Annotated in this window: 17 protein-coding genes and 1 pseudogene; 9 read left to right on the top strand and 9 right to left on the bottom strand. The window is 37.1% G+C overall.

Features of this window, described 5'->3' with window-relative positions; all coding sequences use genetic code 11:
- Position 1: 1 nt before the first annotated feature.
- From HX124_RS03705 to HX124_RS03680, 6 genes are all read left to right on the top strand, one after another.
- Positions 2 to 211, top strand: coding sequence for a helix-turn-helix domain-containing protein (locus HX124_RS03705; protein WP_286381999.1), 210 nt, complete (start codon positions 2 to 4; stop codon positions 209 to 211).
- The gene (locus tag HX124_RS03700; protein WP_286381998.1) at positions 208 to 759 is read left to right on the top strand and encodes a BRO-N domain-containing protein; all 552 of its coding nucleotides are present in this window, start codon (positions 208 to 210) and stop codon (positions 757 to 759) included. Before HX124_RS03705 ends, HX124_RS03700 begins: the two co-directional genes overlap by 4 nt.
- On the top strand, positions 752 to 1,120 hold the full coding sequence (locus tag HX124_RS03695) for a hypothetical protein (RefSeq protein WP_286381997.1): 369 nt from the start codon (positions 752 to 754) through the stop codon (positions 1,118 to 1,120). Before HX124_RS03700 ends, HX124_RS03695 begins: the two co-directional genes overlap by 8 nt.
- Before the next feature lie 227 nt (positions 1,121 to 1,347).
- Positions 1,348 to 1,653: a hypothetical protein gene (locus HX124_RS03690; RefSeq protein WP_286382265.1), complete on the top strand. Its 306-nt coding sequence runs from the start codon at positions 1,348 to 1,350 to the stop codon at positions 1,651 to 1,653.
- Positions 1,646 to 1,972 (top strand): hypothetical protein, encoded by a 327-nt coding sequence (locus HX124_RS03685; RefSeq protein ID WP_286381996.1) that lies wholly within the window; start codon positions 1,646 to 1,648, stop codon positions 1,970 to 1,972. The genes HX124_RS03690 and HX124_RS03685 overlap by 8 nt, the downstream gene beginning before the upstream one ends.
- A complete protein-coding gene (locus HX124_RS03680) occupies positions 1,969 to 4,089 on the top strand; it encodes a DUF3987 domain-containing protein (RefSeq protein ID WP_286381995.1) in 2,121 nt (706 codons plus the stop codon). Before HX124_RS03685 ends, HX124_RS03680 begins: the two co-directional genes overlap by 4 nt.
- Before the next feature lie 347 nt (positions 4,090 to 4,436).
- On the opposite strand, the gene HX124_RS03675 is transcribed toward HX124_RS03680, so the two are convergent.
- The 6 genes and pseudogenes from HX124_RS03675 to HX124_RS03650 all read right to left on the bottom strand — a co-directional run bounded on the left by HX124_RS03675 (position 4,437) and on the right by HX124_RS03650 (position 11,989).
- The gene (locus HX124_RS03675) at positions 4,437 to 4,811 is read right to left on the bottom strand and encodes a hypothetical protein (RefSeq protein ID WP_286381994.1); all 375 of its coding nucleotides are present in this window, start codon (positions 4,809 to 4,811) and stop codon (positions 4,437 to 4,439) included.
- Between the two features lie 2,532 nt (positions 4,812 to 7,343).
- Positions 7,344 to 8,060 carry a hypothetical protein gene (locus HX124_RS03670; protein ID WP_286381993.1) on the bottom strand — a complete coding sequence of 239 codons (717 nt, stop codon included), beginning with the start codon at positions 8,058 to 8,060 and terminating at the stop codon, positions 7,344 to 7,346.
- Between the two features lie 69 nt (positions 8,061 to 8,129).
- Positions 8,130 to 8,299: pseudogene (locus HX124_RS03665) on the bottom strand (IS5/IS1182 family transposase); the annotation flags it as partial.
- A 151-nt stretch (positions 8,300 to 8,450) separates the two neighbouring features.
- Entirely contained in the window at positions 8,451 to 9,977 is a 1,527-nt protein-coding gene (locus tag HX124_RS03660; protein ID WP_286381992.1) for a DHA2 family efflux MFS transporter permease subunit, read from the bottom strand.
- A 6-nt stretch (positions 9,978 to 9,983) separates the two neighbouring features.
- On the bottom strand, positions 9,984 to 11,138 hold the full coding sequence (locus HX124_RS03655; RefSeq protein WP_286381991.1) for an HlyD family secretion protein: 1,155 nt from the start codon (positions 11,136 to 11,138) through the stop codon (positions 9,984 to 9,986).
- A gap of 323 nt (positions 11,139 to 11,461) precedes the next feature.
- Positions 11,462 to 11,989: a thioesterase family protein gene (locus HX124_RS03650; RefSeq protein WP_107009423.1), complete on the bottom strand. Its 528-nt coding sequence runs from the start codon at positions 11,987 to 11,989 to the stop codon at positions 11,462 to 11,464.
- A gap of 104 nt (positions 11,990 to 12,093) precedes the next feature.
- On the opposite strand from HX124_RS03650, the gene hemB reads away from it, so the two are divergent.
- The gene (hemB, locus tag HX124_RS03645; protein WP_171405154.1) at positions 12,094 to 13,107 is read left to right on the top strand and encodes a porphobilinogen synthase; all 1,014 of its coding nucleotides are present in this window, start codon (positions 12,094 to 12,096) and stop codon (positions 13,105 to 13,107) included.
- A gap of 269 nt (positions 13,108 to 13,376) precedes the next feature.
- Positions 13,377 to 14,492 (top strand): glycine oxidase ThiO, encoded by a 1,116-nt coding sequence (gene thiO, locus HX124_RS03640; protein ID WP_286381990.1) that lies wholly within the window; start codon positions 13,377 to 13,379, stop codon positions 14,490 to 14,492.
- A 10-nt stretch (positions 14,493 to 14,502) separates the two neighbouring features.
- Here the strand turns inward: thiO and HX124_RS03635 are convergent, their stop codons facing one another.
- The 3 genes from HX124_RS03635 to HX124_RS03625 form a co-directional block, all read right to left on the bottom strand.
- Complete coding sequence (locus tag HX124_RS03635; RefSeq protein WP_286381989.1) at positions 14,503 to 15,399, bottom strand: TIGR01777 family oxidoreductase; 897 nt, start codon at positions 15,397 to 15,399, stop codon at positions 14,503 to 14,505.
- A gap of 77 nt (positions 15,400 to 15,476) precedes the next feature.
- The gene (locus HX124_RS03630) at positions 15,477 to 15,923 is read right to left on the bottom strand and encodes an ABZJ_00895 family protein (RefSeq protein ID WP_286381988.1); all 447 of its coding nucleotides are present in this window, start codon (positions 15,921 to 15,923) and stop codon (positions 15,477 to 15,479) included.
- 370 nt (positions 15,924 to 16,293) lie between these two features.
- A complete protein-coding gene (locus tag HX124_RS03625) occupies positions 16,294 to 17,409 on the bottom strand; it encodes an acyltransferase family protein (protein ID WP_286381987.1) in 1,116 nt (371 codons plus the stop codon).
- Between the two features lie 168 nt (positions 17,410 to 17,577).
- On the opposite strand from HX124_RS03625, the gene HX124_RS03620 reads away from it, so the two are divergent.
- Positions 17,578 to 18,321: a sporulation protein gene (locus HX124_RS03620; RefSeq protein ID WP_286381986.1), complete on the top strand. Its 744-nt coding sequence runs from the start codon at positions 17,578 to 17,580 to the stop codon at positions 18,319 to 18,321.
- Positions 18,322 to 18,337: the final 16 nt, after the last annotated feature.

Raw genomic sequence — 18,337 nt, 5'->3', positions numbered from 1 at the left:
CATGAACCATCAAACCCAAGTCTTAACCCACCTCAAACAAGGTAAAACCTTGAGCCAAGCAGAGGCAATTCATCACTTTGATTGCTATCGCCTAAGTGCTGTTATTCAGCGTTTACGCCTATTAGGTCATGACATTGTGACCCACCAAGAGCCGAACTTAAACAACAAAGGCACACATGCTCGATATGAATTAAATGAGGTGCAAGCATGAACCCTTCTATTTTTAATTTTAATGAACACGGCGTTCGAGTTGTTTATGGTGCAAATGGTGAACCTTTGTTTTGTTTACCTGATGTTTGTAAGGTGATGAATATTTCTCGCTCATCTGACTTGGTACAAGTATCAAAGGGGTATGTTAAAAACGAAACCCCTAAGCGACAAGGAGCATTAAACCCTACTGGAGTGCATAAAATTCGCATTTCAACTAATGGCGGTATGCAAGAACTCGCTTTTATCAATGAAGAAAACTTATATCGAGTTATCTTCCGATCTAACAAACCCGAAGCATTGAACTTCCAAAATTGGGTATTTGCAGAGGTATTACCAACAATTCGTAAGACTGGCAGTTATTCAGCACGACAAACCGCTTATGAGGAATTAAACCGCCTTTGTATGCAAGAAAAGGTATCAAAGGATAAAGGTACTTTTCACAGTCATGGTATGCACCGCCGTAAACATGAAAAACACTTAAATGCCAAACGTATTGAAACATGTAAGGCAAATATTCAACTTGGTTTTGAGGGGTTACACAATGACTGAGCATGTAAACCCTGAGTTTTTCAAAGCCTTTGACCACTACAAAGCAATGCTTAAACAGTATGGGGAACGCCACCCCATCACTGAACAGGCTTTTATGATGACCTTGCATTACACGCCTGAACACATCAAAGCGGAAATGAATGCCAAAGCCAAAGAATTAAACCTACTGCCACCGCCAAGCGGATACACCGATGAGGGCGACCCAATGTATAGCCTTGAAGATATTGCCAAGCATTTAGGCATAAGTTTTGAAGAAGCTGAACAGCAGTTATTAAAAATGATGGATAACCGTCAACAGGTGGGGTTATCCAATGACGGCATTTTGATTAATTCAGACATTCATATTAACCGTGTGCAGTAGGTGAAAGTATGAATCAAATAATAGATTTTAAAGCCAAAACTCAAGCCTTAGATGCACTCAGATTTGAGCGTATCTATTTAGATATGAGCAAATTTGCTCACATTTATTCTGACAGTATTTTAAATCCTATGTGGGTATGCCCAAAACTGGACACACCCCTACAATATTTTGAGGCATATAACATGCTGTTTTCAAAGATTAATCCAAAATTGGCTTTACGCTTAAACATGAAAAATAAATCACTTAATATTGCCAACATGCCAAAGTATGGTTATAGTTCCCTTGCTTTGAGCAAAATCTCAAAGTTAGCTTTGGTCGGCTATGATTCAAACGGCGCACAGTCCGAAAGGGCTTTTTTTGTGCGTAATATCTCTATGCGTTCGCATTTTATGGTGAAGCTGTGGAGGGACACGTTTACGTGTGTAGGTATCCGTTTGAACCTATCGACCAACCCTTTACAGCTTTGCCACCCTCATTTGGTCGTGAATGGTAAAGCTCCTTTAAACTCAAACGGAGCGCATAATCATGCCTAATCAAAATAACACCCAAAAACCGAATCCAATCAATAAAGATTATTTTCCATTACTTTGCCTCACAAGCGAATTTTTTGTACCCCATAAAGATGCCAATCACTTGAATGCTCAGGATGTTATTTTTGATCTTGTGAACAGTGCCAAGAACATGTCTATAGCAACATGGAACTGTTTTGAAGATGGTGAAAAATTGGTTATGAAAGGTGAAATTGTTGCCAATCTTATATCTGAGATTCAAACAAAATTAGAAATGATTGAAAAAATCCTACCATTGGCTTTTGAGGGAGATGAAAAAGATAAAAAGGCGGTGACACTATGAATATCACCACCTCCACCATCAAACCCGATTCGATTCTAGCAAATTGTACGTTGCTTAATCCATCGGATGACACATATTTAAACCATCCCATCATTGAACGCTTTGGCAGTCCATCACAGCCGATCTATGTTGATCAATGCAAGGTAGACATTAACGGTGTGATGTATGAACAGCCTTTGATTCTACCAATCTATAACGCTCAATTGGAACTCGTACAATGTGCGGTATTACAGGATAAACAGCGAGTTCAAGTCATCCCTGATGGTTTAGCAAAAGGCTTTGCCTACTATGGTCATTTGCACCAGGATAAACCTGTCATTATTACCCATAATGTAGAGGCATTTTTTAAAGTGGCTCAGACAGATTATGCCGTTGTTTTGGTCATGTTGCCTAATCTCACCAGTAAGAACTTAACAAAACTCAAAGCATTTGATTTTGAACAGATCCAGTATGTCATTCAGCAGTTGTCTAATGCAGGCTATCAACAGTTATATATGCCTGTTAGACCTGAACATATACAGCTTGAGCCATTCAAGCAGCTTGAACACAACACGCCTGTCCGTTTGCTCAATCAATATATCAAGATTGGTGAAAGCGAGTTTTTTACTGAGTTCAATAAAGATAATGACATCGAGGAGGTATTAGCATTTATTCATGAGGCAATTTCTTTGTTGCCTAAACAGAACCAGTGGGGCGAGTTATTGCCCTTAGTACAAAATGAAGAATCCGTTAATACACCTTATCCTATTCATGCCTTGCCACCATTGGCGAAAGAGGCTGTACTTGCCATTGCTGAATATGTGCAAGCCCCTATTGCAATGGCTGCCCAATGCGTCATAGGTGCCATGTCCCATATTGCCCAAGCCCATGTCAATGCACCACACCCATTTAATGCTCAAGGTGAACCATGCAGTCTGTATTTACTCACTGAGGGACAAAGCGGAAGTCGTAAAAGTACCAGTCGAAATATGGCAGATAAAGCCATTATTCAACATGAACGTAAACAATATGAACAATACCGCCGTGACCTTGAGCAATGGAAAAGTGGACAAGCCTCATTAAATAAAAAGGATCGTGAAGCCTATTGCGCTGAGAATCCGCCACCACATGACCCTAGTACGCTTTACAGTGATATTACCCTTGAATCTATTGCGGGGCTTTACGTGGACGGTGTACTTAATAACGCTTCTATCGCCAGTGATGAAGCAGGTCAATTTTTTGGTGGCTATACCATGAAAGGTGACACACGTACTCAAGCCATTGGAGGCTATGCCAAGTTGTTTGATGATGGTTTTGTAGAGAGAACGCGCTCCAAGTCCAATTTAAACGGTAGTGGTCGTGCTTATGACGTTCGCTTGACGTTTAATCTACAAGGGCAACATGAAGTATTAGCTGATGCCCTCAAGGACCCAGTACTACGTGGACAAGGATTTTTACCTAGATTTATTTTAACCATTCCTGAGAACTTGGCAGGAACACGCCTACAGGATGCAATCTATCAAAATAAGAATGCCAATATGGACCATCGCTTAATTGCTTACTGGACACGTTGTGAATACTTATTAGATGACTGTCCGCGTCCTCATGCCGATCAAGAGCTGTATAACGGTCGCTACGTCATTCCAATGAATGAACAAGCAAGAGAAATTGACCTTGCCTTTTACAATATGTTTGAGGAATTACAGGGTAAAGGTAAACGTTATGAATACCTACAGGCGTTTGCCAGTCGTGCGAGCCAATTAGCACGGCGTTTGGCTACCGTATTTGCTTATTTTCAGGGTTTACAATGGATTGATGCCAGTACCCTAAAAGGAGCCTGTGAAGTCGTTAAGCACTCATTAAATGAATGGGCAATGTATGCAGATATTGAGGTCAAAACCGAAAGTGATGCAGAGAAGTTGATTAAGTGGTTCGCTAAATATTGTTCTAACAAAAATATAGAAAGAATGACTTATTCAAGTTTTATGAATAGCTGTCCTCGTCCAATGAGAGGTAGTAAGCAAAAACTAGAGCCTGTATTAGATGAACTTATTGATAGCCACTATCTAAAAGTAGAGGAAATATCCAAGATTCGTTATGTTTCAATTAACCCTATTTTGCTAGGAAGTATGGCTTAATGGCTTAATGGCAATGAAAGCCTTTCTATCAAAGGCTTTTCATTAAGCATGATAGTATTTTATATGGTGGCATAATGGCTTAATGAGTGAATAAATCATCATGATTAAGCCATTATGCCAATCGCTTTTTAGGATGTTGGCTAAGTGAAAAACCTTACCACATAAGGGTTACAGCTCAATTAAGCCATTAAGCCAAGATTTCTAAGAAAATATATAAAAATGAAAAAATTAAACGGATGTTGGAGTCATTCAACGCATATCAACTAAATGAGTTAGACCATTATGTTTTATGACATAACAGTGATTAATTTCCATTCACTTTATGACAAGGGATATTCATCAATTTTTTATTTTGGTTTAAAACTTATTTTTATTGGATCATTGGGACCTCCTAGTGTAGCTGAATAAGGACCAAATTTAGGATTAAAGCTTGGATGCCAAGCCAGTATTTCAGTATCTGAAATCCATTCTAATTGCAAATCACTTAATGGCATTTCACTATAAAATTTAATATAAGTATTTACTGATGATTGGCATTTTGAACTACCTTCCGATGGTACAGCAATTTGTAGTTTCGCAGTTCCCCAAAATGAACCATTTTGTTGACATTGTAATACCTCAATACGATAAGTTTTGTCTGGTGAAGGTAATACAAGTAATAACTTATTATGTGTACAAGCTGTCATTAAAATTGCAGATAAACCTATAACTAATTTTTTCATAACACCATTCCTTATTTATGTTAAATATCCTTATCACCATGATAGTCAATTAAGTTTTTATATCAAAGCGGTGCAGATCGGGAGATAGTCGAAGTTCGGGCGGATGTATTGCAGTTAATTTAAAAAAGAAGCTCCTTAAATATGAGGAGCTTTTTAGTATCTGCATGGTCATTTTAACCATTCAGGTTTTAACTTGCTGAGATTCTAAATGTGACCAAGTTGATCTATCACTGAAATCATGATGATTGAAAGCTCGTCTTTTTTGACGACCTTAATAAATTGCAAAACGCAATTTTACGCTTTGCTTTAAAAACAATAATTTGATTCTTAATTTAGGTTGACAGACTACAAATCAAAACACACCCAAAAGAGCCTTAAGCGATTACATAGAAAGGCTTTCAGTTATTTTGCATAACATGCGTTTTGTCAACGTGCGTCAACGTAAATTATTTAAATTTAGCAATACAGCACCTTTGGAATTTACCTTGACAGCAACTCGCCAAAAAAGACTATAAAACTCGACCAAACCCTTGTTAGACAAGCATTACAGCTATTTTATTAAAACTGCATTCCATCAAGGTACATCAAGGTAAATAAATTAATTTCGTATCACTACTTATCACAAAATCTTGCATGACAGACCCTATTATATTTGTTTGACAAGGTACTCAGAAAAACAACCATAAAAACACGCTAAAAGCCAAGCTATATAAGGCTTACATCATTTTTCATAAATATTCGTTTTGTCATGCTACGTCAAGCAAGATTCACCAGTAATCAATAAAACAGCACAGCATAAAAACATGAATACTTTTCTATTTCATCAACGTAATTTTTTTGTTTTACGAGAAAACCTTATAAATATGGCTCAAGCCTATATACATCAATGCTTACAGTGGATTTTTAAATATGCCATCCGTAAAGCTACGTAAAACAAGATTGATTTAATGACTGGTGCAGTATGGTGGATATGTGCAACTAGATTGGCTGTTTTGTGCATACTATGAGCGTGTTTTATTTTGCTTTACAGCCTCTATTAATAATTCTTATAAAACTACCCTCTAAGCCATACACACCAATGCTTTCACACACTTTTATAAATTTGCATTTCGTATAGCTACGTATAGCAAGAACACGCCCTATTAGATTTGAAATCTCAAAGGGTCACATTTCAAATGGCATCCTTATACATACCATGTAGGTACATGCCAAGGGGGTACTATTTTGATGAACCACAAATAAAAACAATTAAAAGCACCCTATAACCTATATACAGCAGGGTTTACGCTTAATTTGACGATTACTTATCTCATCAAGATTCATCAAGAAAACTGGTGTAATTACACCTAATTAAAACCTATAGATATTTTCCTTGATGAGCTATCAATTAATAACGGTATAAAACAGCCTATAAGCTATACGTGGCAAGGTTTACCACTATTTTAAGTAAATCCCATTTCATCAAGGAAATTCAAGGAAAACTGTCATTAAGCGAGTTTAAATCAAGCAAATAACTAGCTAAAAAGTCAGTGAAAATGTCAGAACATATTTAATATTAATCAATTATTTACATAGTTTTTTAGCTAGTTTGTGTCAGATGTTGTGTCGAACTAAGCAAGATTTCACCTGAGTTAATCAAGCAACAGGTAAGTATGTTTTTACCATCATCGATAGGTTTAAATATGGTGAACTCGCTGTTATGTGCTATTTCCATCATTTCCACAAGGTACAACAAGGAAGAATTGTAAAAAATAAAATACGAAATGTAATTCACTTCATCCAAGTACATCCAATAAGATCGAAAAAAGCACTGCCGATAAAAGGTACTGCTATTATCTCATCCTCCATTTGAGGGAGCAGCTTGGATATGCCTGTCCATCTTTTTTGACGACAAGCTTTTAGGCGGTTGTTTATAGTTGTCATCGCCTACAGATCAAAGCAGTTGAACTCGCCATTTGAAATGTGAAAAAACATAATGAACCTGAACAAGTCACCAGTAGAATAAAACGCACTGGAGCGCATGAGGCAGAGCAGCCGAACCATTCACCCATCATTCATCAAGTCAAGACCCTCAATTTTTAATCTCGAGCGTATAAAAATATGTTTATAGAGTTGGTCATTAATTTTAAGGCATGGTTATTTTGACCATCCCCCTACCTTTTTCAAATCTTTAAATTTATGGAACATTGGTTCATCTCCCAAATTGACCACTGAATTGATATTGTTGTAATGATTATTTTTATGTGAGTTTGACTTCCATTATGTCCACCAAACTGAGCTAAAAAATGCCTAGCAACAGACAATTTGTATCCCCATATGTATCCCTATATTTTTATATAAATTTTAATCATTAAATAACAATATCTTAAATACTCAGTTCAATTGTCGCCATCGCAAAATATGCCAAGTTTTAAAGATAAAAGGCTTGATTCTAAAGGGATTAAGCCTTTTTTCTTGCCTGAACATAACCAAACATAAATAGTTATAGTGTACATACACCGTGTACACTGTCTTGTACATTACACATTTTATTTATTCAACTTCACCTGTCACAGGGTTATAGCTCCCCATCATTCGTCCCGAAGGATCATAAAGTACAATTTCTTCAACACCTTCAAACTCAGCATAACGTTGATTTACCAAACGAAATAATCTGTTTGGATCATAAGCCTCTATCTCATCTTCAATTTGTTCGACCTCATAATCAGAACATGTTTTTGTAAACTCCAGTAAAGCTTGCTCCAAACGTTCTGCATTCACTTCATAATCTGGGTTAATACCACCACGTAAATCCGCACGATAAGGTAACCAATCCGTTGCATAGGTTGACAAAATAAATATTACTTTATGGTTTTTAAAATAAGTGTTAACAAAGAAACCATCCTCTACAAAAATTTTATTGCTATTATCCAACAACAGAGTCAAGCCACTAATATCAACTGTAAATGGAATTTTTTTTTCTGCATGATTAAACTTATAAAATAATTGATACCAATAGTTACTCTGCTTATAATCATCCTGATCTGAAACTGAATATTTTTCAAAATTATAATCAATTGAAGAACTTTCTTTAGTTTCTGCATTATCATATAGTTCTATAAGTTTTGGAAAAAAAACCCCATACTTTTCTAATATTATTAGCAAGCTACATAAGTTATTAATTAATTGATCTTTAATAGAATCATCTTCTATCGAGTTTATTTCTTTCGTAAACACCCATGTTCCAAAAGGTTTTCCAAATATTACCATTGTGTTTTCTCAACTAAAATTAAAACCATAAATCTCTTTCACCTGACTAGAAAAACTCCTTGCTGTTCATTTATCTTCTAAAAGTTTGATACAGTGTATCTTGATTTCAACCAAACTACGTCGATGATAACCAGACCATTTTCTCCAAGGTGATCTTCCAAACCTTTGACTATTTTCAATAACTCATTCCGCTCTATAGATCTCGCTTGCTCATCTTTTCAAGGCTTTGCATTTTTTTTGGTGAGCTATTTTGACCAATATTGTTTGCTGATTTCTTTGGATGGTTCGATTGTTCAAGTCACATGAGAATGTATTCAAAATACCTCAATTTTTATTCACAGACATAAAAACAAGCCCGATAAATATCGGGCCTTTCTAGACAGCTATTTATTAATGTGAATGCCCTGCCCCCACATTACCTTTTGGTCTTGGGCATAACCAAATGATTAAACCTGCGAAAATAAAAACCATCGCAAAGATTAAAAACACATGATTCACTGAAATGGTTAAAGCTTCTTTATCCACCAAGTTTGAAATTGTACCAAGTGCCATTTCTGGGCTAAAGCCGCTATTGACCAAATTCCGCTGAGTCTCTTCAACATGCATTGTAGAAACAATTTCGCTGCGTGCTATTTTGGTATGATCATCCCAAATCGTTACCGCAATGGATGCCCCTATCGCTCCTGCCATCGTTCGCATAAAGTTCATTAAACCTGCTGCTGAAGCAACTTCATCAGGGCGTACCACACCCAATGCAATATTTGAAAGGGGAATAAAGAAAAATGGTACCGCAAAACCTTGAATAATTTGCGGTAATGCCAATGCCATAAAGTCAGCATCACTGGTCCAGAATGACCGCATCAAGGTCACACCACCCAAAATCATAAGACCAAAACTTGATAAAGCACGTGGGTCATATTTGGTCGCTAACTTCGCCACAATAGGTGACATCATCAAACTACCAAAACCCATGGTTGCAGTCAGATAACCTGCCCATGATGCGGTATATCCTAAGTTAATTTGTAACCATTGTGGAATGAGTACAATGCTGCCAAAGAATGCCGCGAAGGCAAAAGCAAGAGATAAGGTCGCAATGGTAAAACCACGATATCTAAAGATTTGAATATTCACAATTGGATGTTTTTCGTAATATTCCCAAATAAAGAAAGCAATAAAACCAACCACCAAAATAACGGCTAAAGCACAAATTAGACCACTACTAAACCAATCTCGTTCATGCCCCAAATCGAGCATTAACTGTAAAGCGCCGATCCAAACAATCAGCAAAGCCAAACCAATCCCATCAATCGGCAATTTTGCAGTTGGTGTTTCCGCAACTTTGAGCAGACGCATAACACCTACAGCACACAACAACCCGACAGGAATATTGATAAAGAAAATCCAATGCCATGACCAGTTATCGCTGATCGTACCACCTAAAATCGGTCCTAAAATTGGACCTACGACAGTCGTCATTGCCCACATTCCCATGGCTTGCGAATGCTTTTCGGGAGGGAAAATATGCATCAGTAAAGTTTGGCTGAGCGGCATAATCGGTCCACCAAACAAACCTTGACCAATACGACAAATTACCAACATTGCTAAACTATTTGATAAACCACATAAAATTGAAAATGTCGTAAATCCAATCAAACAAATGCTAAAAACGTGAACAGCGCCAAAACGCCCTGCCAACCATCCAGTTAATGGAACACAAATTGCTTCAGCAACCGCATAAGAGGTAATCACCCAAGTTCCTTGTGAACTTGAAACTGCCAAACTGCCTGTAATATGAGGAACAGATACATTGGCAATGGTCATATCTAAGACGACCATAAAGTTTGCCAATGCCAAGAAAAAGGCAGCCAGTAATAACTTAGCGCCCTTTAACTCACCTTGAAATGTTGAGCTGTTCATAGGCGATTACTTCGCTGATGAGGTATCAACCTCAGCTGTCATCGATAATCCGACACGTAGAGGATGCTCGGCTAACTCTTTAGGATCTAACTTGATACGCACAGGTAAACGCTGTACTACTTTAATCCAGTTTCCTGTGGCATTTTGCGCAGGAATCAAAGCAAATGCAGAACCCGTCCCCCCAGAAAAACCGATTACAGTACCGTGATATTCAACTTTTTTACCATATAAGTCTGAGGTTAGAGTCGCTTTTTGCCCGACTTTCACATTTTGTAATTGGCTTTCTTTAAAATTTGCATCGACGTACAACTCAGATAATGGCACGATTTTCATTAGACTTGCACCCGGTGCGATACGTTGTCCAACTTGAATACTACGACGCGCAATCACCCCATCCAATGGCGCTTTGATCTCTGTACGCTCTAAATCTAAAAGTGCCTGATCAAGTTTGGCTTGAGCCACTAAAACATCTGGTGTTGATGTTTGTGATGTACCTTTAATGAGTGCTTCATTTGCATCTAAATTACTTTGTGCTGCTTTACGTTTTGATTCTGCTTGAGCTAAAAAGGCTTTAGCAACATCGACACTGGCTTTTGCATTATTCAAAGCACTTTGCGACTTGGTAAATTCTTCTTTAGAAATCGCTCCTGAAGCACTTAATTGTTGACGACGGGCAAACTCTTGCTGTGCTTGCTGATAACCCACTTCAGCTTGTGCCACTTGTGCTTTTGCACTGTTAATATCATCAGCACTGACTAAAATTTGTGAAGATAATGAACTGCTATTTGCTGAGCTTTGTGTATATTGACGTTTCGCTTTCGTCAACTCTGCCTCTGCCTGAGCAACTGCGATTTTGGCATCACGATTGTCAATAATTGCTAAGACATCCCCTTTCTTAACTTGCTGTGTATCACTCACCAGCACTTTTTCAACTTGACCACTGACCATTGAGGTAATTTCAGCAGTTTCAGCCCCAACATAAGCATTGTCAGTTTCAACCTTATTTCCGAAAAAAAATGTCCAAAGTGCATATAAGATGCCAATAACAAGCACCAATAATGCAAATATTTTCAGCATTTTTTTACGTTTTTGTTTTGCTTCATCATCTGCTGGAGATGGAGTTTCATTTGGGGAGGCATTCGTCATCTGCGCTTCAGTCATCGCATATTCCTAGCTTTTAGGAACCTCATCACCACATTACATCAAACTAGAGATCGAACTGAATCATGGTTTTAATGTTCAAAATCACTTGAAATGATGCCAATGAAAGCGTCAAGGTTGTTTTAAAAATGTGGGGGTCAATTTTACAGGTAAAAATCATAATATGAGAATAAAAATATTTACTCTAGAGTTTATCGGTTGATTTTATAGAAAACTATTGATATTCATCTTATTTTTTTGCAAGACTCAGTGATCAAAATCTAAATTTCGACCACTTATATTGACAAAATAAATACAATGTGTACTGGGCAGTACACTATTTTTTAGTAAGCATATGATGCAATCGCTGTTGCTATCGCCTTACCTTCATCATTCACCATGGTCATACGCATGGTGCAGCCTTTACGCCCCATTCTCAACGTTTCAGCTTTAGCAATAAAAAACTTTCCACGACCTGGTGATAAATAATCGACACGCATATCTACAGTGGCTAAACGAGAAACCTTCTTCAATGTATCTGGCAATTGATCAGGTTCAGCTCTTTTATATAACTCACCCATTGCCACAATTCCACCAATACTGTCGAGTAAAGTTGCAGCGACGCCACCATGTAAAATTTGAAATGCAACATTGCCAATCAAAAAAGGTTGCATCTCAATGTAGCCTTCGATTTCATCATTGACCACACGCATTTGCATGGTGTTATGTGCAAAATAAGGTGAACTATTAAATGCTTTGGTTAACTGTTTCAGAACAACATTTAAATCAGCTTTAGCGCCTAGATGTAAATTTCCAGTCCACTTTTTTTGTGACTCGCTCGAGGTCGAATCAATTTTAGGAGAATCACTCATAATAAATACAAAACCAATCTTAAGAAAAAAATGCAGCTTTTCCCCAAAAAATATGTGAAAGGGCTACAATAATGCTTAGTTTAATACTGAATATTGAGATTGTTATGACTTATACGTTCAATCGTCCTGCTTTTCCAGCCACTCGTATGCGCCGTATCCGTAAAAATGACAAGCTCCGTGCCATGGTCAGAGAAACTCAACTCACAGCAGATCATCTCATTTATCCAGTATTTGTACTTCCTGGGCAAAATCAAACCCAGGATGTACCTAGTATGCCAAACGTACAACGTTTATCTGCGGATTTATTGTTGAAAAAAGCAGAAACTTTGTTAGAACTTGGTGTATCTAAACTCGCATTATTTCCAGTAACACCACAAGAAGATAAAAGCTTAACCGCCGAAGCTGCATGGCACGAAGACGGTTTAGTGCAAAATACCTTACGTTTACTAAAAAAAGAACTACCAGAAATGGTTCTAATTACAGATGGCGCATTAGATCCGTACACAACGCATGGTCAAGACGGTATCATTGATGATACAGGTTATGTACTGAATGATGAAACCGTACAATGTCTAATTAAACAATCACTTAGCCATGCTGAAGCAGGTGCAGATGTTATTGCACCAAGTGATATGATGGATGGACGTATTGGTGCAATTCGTCAAGCTTTAGAAAGCAATGGTCATATTTATACGAGCATTATGGCGTATTCAGCAAAATATGCATCTAGCTTCTATGGACCTTTCCGTGATGCTGTTGGTTCTTCATCCAACCTTAAAGGTGGTAATAAATATAACTATCAAATGGATGTTGGTAACCGTGCAGAAGCTTTACATGAAATCGCTTTAGATATTCAAGAAGGCGCTGACATGGTGATTGTTAAACCTGGTATGCCTTATCTTGATGTTGTTCGTGAAGTCAAAGACACTTTTGGCGTGCCTACTTTTGTTTATCAAGTCAGTGGTGAATATGCGATGTTGGCTGCTGCCATTCAAAATGGTTGGCTTTCTGAAAGCGTGATTATGGAATCACTCATGTGCTTCCGCCGCGCAGGTGCAGATGGAATTTGGACGTACTATGCAGAACAAGCAGCACGCCAATTAAAAGAGATGAAGTAAGACTTTCTACTTCTTATTTTTTAATTTAAATTCTACTCAGTATTTAATTCGCGGTAGGTGGCATGGATGCCACCGTTGGACTGGGGGAAAAGGAATTCCCCTCAGTCCAACAAAAGATTTTTGTTACTTTTCATCTCTGAAAAGTAAGGAATTACCTACGCAAAGGTACATGCCCTCAAATCAATATTTGTGGTTGTACTCATTTTTTAGTGTTATGAGTTGAAATCTAATCCAGATCATTTCAACTTAAAAAAGTGGTATTGATTTTCATGCATATCGCCATCATTGGTGCAGGAGTAAGTGGCTTACTCACCGCCCTCGAACTTGTTGAACAAGGTTGCACAGTCACCATATTTGACCAACAACATGCAGGTCATGCAGCCTCATGGGCAGGTGGAGGAATTCTTTCTCCAATGTATCCTTGGCGTTATCCACGAGAAGTGAATCATCTCGCACAACATGGTAAACAACTCTATCAAGATTGGAATCAAAAACTTTTGCCTGAAACAGGTATTGATTTTGAAATTCATGAAACAGGAATGTTGATCTTTGATGAAGCTGATTTTGAAATTGGTTTGAATTACAAAGATCAATACCAAGAACCGATGCAACATTGTGAGTATTTACAACGTGAATCACTGGAAGCCGTTAACCCACATATTGCCGAACAATTCCAACATGCGATTTATTTCCCATACTTAGCAAATGTACGTAATCCAAGATTACTCAAATCATTAATTTCATATTTAAAACAGCATCCTAATGCCGAAGTGATTGAAAATACTTGGATTGAAAAGTTTAATCTTCAAAATAATCAAATTCAGTCTATTCAAACCTCAAATGGTCAACATTTTGCAGCAGATCAATTTGTGATGACGACAGGTGCTTGGTCAAATACATGGTCAGCACAACTAAAATGCAGCATTCCTGTTGAGCCTGTACAGGGGCAAATGATGCTTTTTAAAACCCCTGAAAACTGGTTACCGACCATGTGTATGAACAATGTCATGTACCTTATTCCCCGTATGGATGGACATGTTGTATGTGGCTCAAGCATGAATCATCTTGGTTTTGACCAACGTCCAAGCATTCAAACACAGCAAAATATTTATAAAGCCTGCCTTGAAATGGTGCCTGAACTCGCCAATTTCCCAATCGTAAAACAATGGGCAGGCTTGAGACCAAGTTCACCTACAGGGATTCCCTATATCGGGCAAATGCCAAATATAAAAAACCTTTGGGCAAACTTTGGGCACTATCGTAATGGGCTTTGTATGGGACCTGCATCAGCACGTTTGCTACGTCAGATGATACTCAAACAAGATACCTTGGTCGCCCCATATGCGTACTCAACTCAACGCTTAACCCAACTTGACACAGTATGATGATGCCAAACTATGAATGGATCGTTTGTTTTAACGCACTGTCCAAGTCTGCATATTGAAATTTAAAGCCTTCATTCAGTAAAGCTTTGGGTTGCACATATTGACCATTTAACACCAATTGAGACTGCTCGCCCATCAAGAGTTTCATCACAAAACTCGGTAATGGCAAAAATGGTTTACGCTTGAACACTTTGCTAGCAACATTGACAAATTGCATTTGATCAATATGATCAGGTGCAACCACATTATAAATTTTTTGGTCTGATGCGCTTTGAAATAAAAATAAAATCGCTTGAATCACATCATCAATATGCACCCAAGTCATCGGTTGACGTCCTGAACCAATTCGCCCGACTAAATTTAATTTAATTGGCAATAACATTTGTGGAAGAATGCCGCCATTTTTACCAAATACGACGCCTAAACGCATGATTTTGGTGTTTTGCAATGGATCAGACAACGCTTCAGCTTCCCATTTTTGGCAAAGTTCAGACATAAAAATCGCTTGAGGAGATGAAGATTCATCACAAACATTTAACCATTGCTCATTCAAATCAATCCCATAATAGCCAATCGCAGAACCTGAAATAATACATTTAGGCTTAATTTGATATTGTGCGAGCGCTTGATACAATTTTTTTGTGGTATCGACTCGGCTCTGAATCAGTTTTTGTTTACGTGCTACTGTCCAACGACCTTGACCAATACTCTCACCTGCCAAATTCACCACATAATCTAGTGAAATATTTTCGAGTGCAGTGAGTGAATCAATCCATTGTAAATTTACATGGTTTGAAATATGCATTTTCCGTGACAATGCAATGACCTGAAAATGATGCTGTAACAAATAGTGCAACAAATGGCTGCCAATAAAACCTGTTGCACCAGTGACTAAAACGGTCTGCATGAATTAAATACTCTTTTGATTATTATAAATTCCATTCAAGCATACTTTTTAAACACTCATAAAGCTGCATTATTTACCTATGAAAACATTTTTGCTGCCATACGTTGCGCCTGTTTACCATAAAACCAGTAAGTAATCAGAAATAATGGAATCGCTAACATTAATAACATCATTGCCGAAATCATTAAAAATTGTGGGCTTTGCATATAGAGTAAAAAATTATTCCAGACTTCAGCATCATGACGTGCAAAAATCATCACCCCAATGAAGATGCCAATAAAATTATATGTCCAAAAAATCAGACTAAACCCGATAGAGAATTTTTTTTGTTCTGCTTTACTTGGAGCGCGCTTTTGCTGCTTTAGAAATAAGTGTAAAACAATAATCATAGAAATCAGATAAGGTAATGCGGTTAAAACACCTGCAACCTGACTAGGTAATAAAGCGACCAAAACGCCAACCACCATTGTCAACACCAAACAAAGTACAAAAAACCATAAAAAATATTTACTTAGTGATGTCATACGGGAATTTCCACAACTCAAAAATACATTATAGGAAAATTTTTTAATTTTTTTTCACTTTCTTGTCAACCAAAGCAAAAGAGCTGTCGTTATATAAGTATAAGGTTGCAGCAACCGCGAACAATTTGCACTGGCATCCGCAGATTTGACTCGGTAACCTTCTATCCCATGAGACCTATAAACTCATGCTTCTTATAATTTGATTTGGAACAGCAGCCTAAATCAAATTAAGCGAAGTATTTTGACCGACGATTTATTCATCACTCGAATCGTCGGTTTATTTTTGTCTGTAAATTCTGTTTTTTGATGCTCAATCATTTTCTCATCGAATCACTCAAATTCAAAGATTAAACAGCTCAGTTCTCATTTTCTAAGAACTTGACCGTATAAAGCGTTGCCGAATTTTTCGATTTAAAGGTGCTGAATAATATTTTTCGATCATCCAACTTAAAATAAACACCAAGATAAAATAAATCGGTAATAACATTAATTTTTCAGCAGGCAGCGTTTCTTTAGGAAAATAAACCACTTTAAATAACCCTAAAACAATTAAATGAAATAGGTACATTTCATAACTGCGTTGCCCAATCCAGACCATCGTTTTTGAGGTGATAGAAGATGCTTTTGATGCAGCATTTTGCGAGAAACAGAAAATTAATATTGCAGTGAACAAAGCAAAGACCGAAATTCCCCATGTGCTGACTTCTTTGATGGGGGCATAAAAATAAAGCATGACCATCATGCTTGAAACAATGCTCACAATCAGATTTTTATAAGCGAGGATTCCTTTAAAATTTTGCACGACAATCGCAGTTAAACAACCTATTGCTATTCCATCAAAACTGGAAAAATAATGGTAAAGATAAGCACCATTTTCTGCACCAAAATGCAGTGAACGGAAATAAGGTGCATAAGCAATAATAGCAAACAACAGTAAAATAAAGTGTTTTTGACTACGCCCTAAAAGCAAACATAAAAGTGGAAATGCGAGATAAAAAACTTCTTCGACAGACAATGACCACAGCACACCTAAAGCATAATTTACCCAACCATTTTCAATAATCAGAATGTTCATCCAAAAACTAAATGCTGCAAATATAGTTAAGGCATAAGACACTTCTATACCATTCGGTGCTTGGTTGATAAAAGGTTTTAACCCAAAACTTCCCAATACCGTCACCATAGCCACCAATAAAACCAAACATGGAATAATTCGTGCAACACGGCGTATATAAAAGTCTTTAAGTTTGATGTGTACCAATGAACCATGACGTTGCAAACTATGCTGAGTAATTAAAAAACCTGAGATCACAAAGAACATGGTCACGCCATAATTGCCATTACGAGCAATTAAGGTACTTAGGCTCTCACCAAAAATCTGTATCCCTAAAAAGGTATCATGTAATTTATATGGAATATTAAAATGGTGAATTAAGACCAATAAAATTGAAATACCACGTAATACATCTATTTTATAATTTCGCACAGATATCCTTTACCTTACACTTTTATCATTCATAGAATATTTTTCATTTTATTTTAAATTAAAAAATAAAGTTGATCTGAAAATAAACACAATCATAGCATTGACAGGATTTTAAATTCTGATTTCAATAGCCATATTAACAACACTAAATATTGGTTTTCTATAAAAATGTTCAGTAAGCTTATGTCTAACCTTGGTTTACAAGGTGTTGAAGTCAATACTTGCATCTATACATCTACACCACAAGCAGGTCAAATCGTGAATGGTGAGATTATTTTTAAAGGTGCTGCATCTAATAAAAATATTAATGGTATTTATTTGAAACTCATGACCTCTGCTGAGGTTGAAAGCAGTGATCATGAATTTAACCAAGATTTAACCATTCAACAATGGCATGTGAGTGGTGCTTTTGAACTTCAAGCAAATCAATCACATAGTTTTCCATTTTCTATACAATTACCTTTTGAAACGCCAATCACCGAAATACAATGTCGTCATAACAAAACACGTGTATGGCTACATACCCATTTAGACATTGATTGGGCGGTTGACGCTACAGACAAGGATAATCTAAACATCGCTCCTACACCTGCGATGCAAGCATTTTTACAAGCCATGCAACAATGTGGCTTCTTTTTAGTAACTGCTGATGTAGAAAAAGGTCAATTACGTGGTGGTCACTATTTTTCTACCATTGGTTGTTACCAAGAGCTTGAATTTTTACCAACACAGCATTTTAGTGGAATCAATGAAGTTGAAGTCTCATTTGTCGCTCAAGAACATCAAACCCATGTCATGCTTGAAGTTGATCGTAAATTTCGTGGCGATCAACTACGTAGTATCACCATTCCACATCATCAAATTTCGACACCACATTTGGTTCAGCAAATTAAACAACTCTTGAATATTTAATTTTTATCACATGTGA

Origin of the sequence: Acinetobacter sp. 226-1 (assembly GCF_030329325.1) — a bacterium.
GTDB classification, from domain to species: Bacteria; Pseudomonadota; Gammaproteobacteria; order Pseudomonadales; family Moraxellaceae; genus Acinetobacter; species Acinetobacter sichuanensis.
This window is presented reverse-complemented; position numbering and strand designations above follow the sequence as displayed.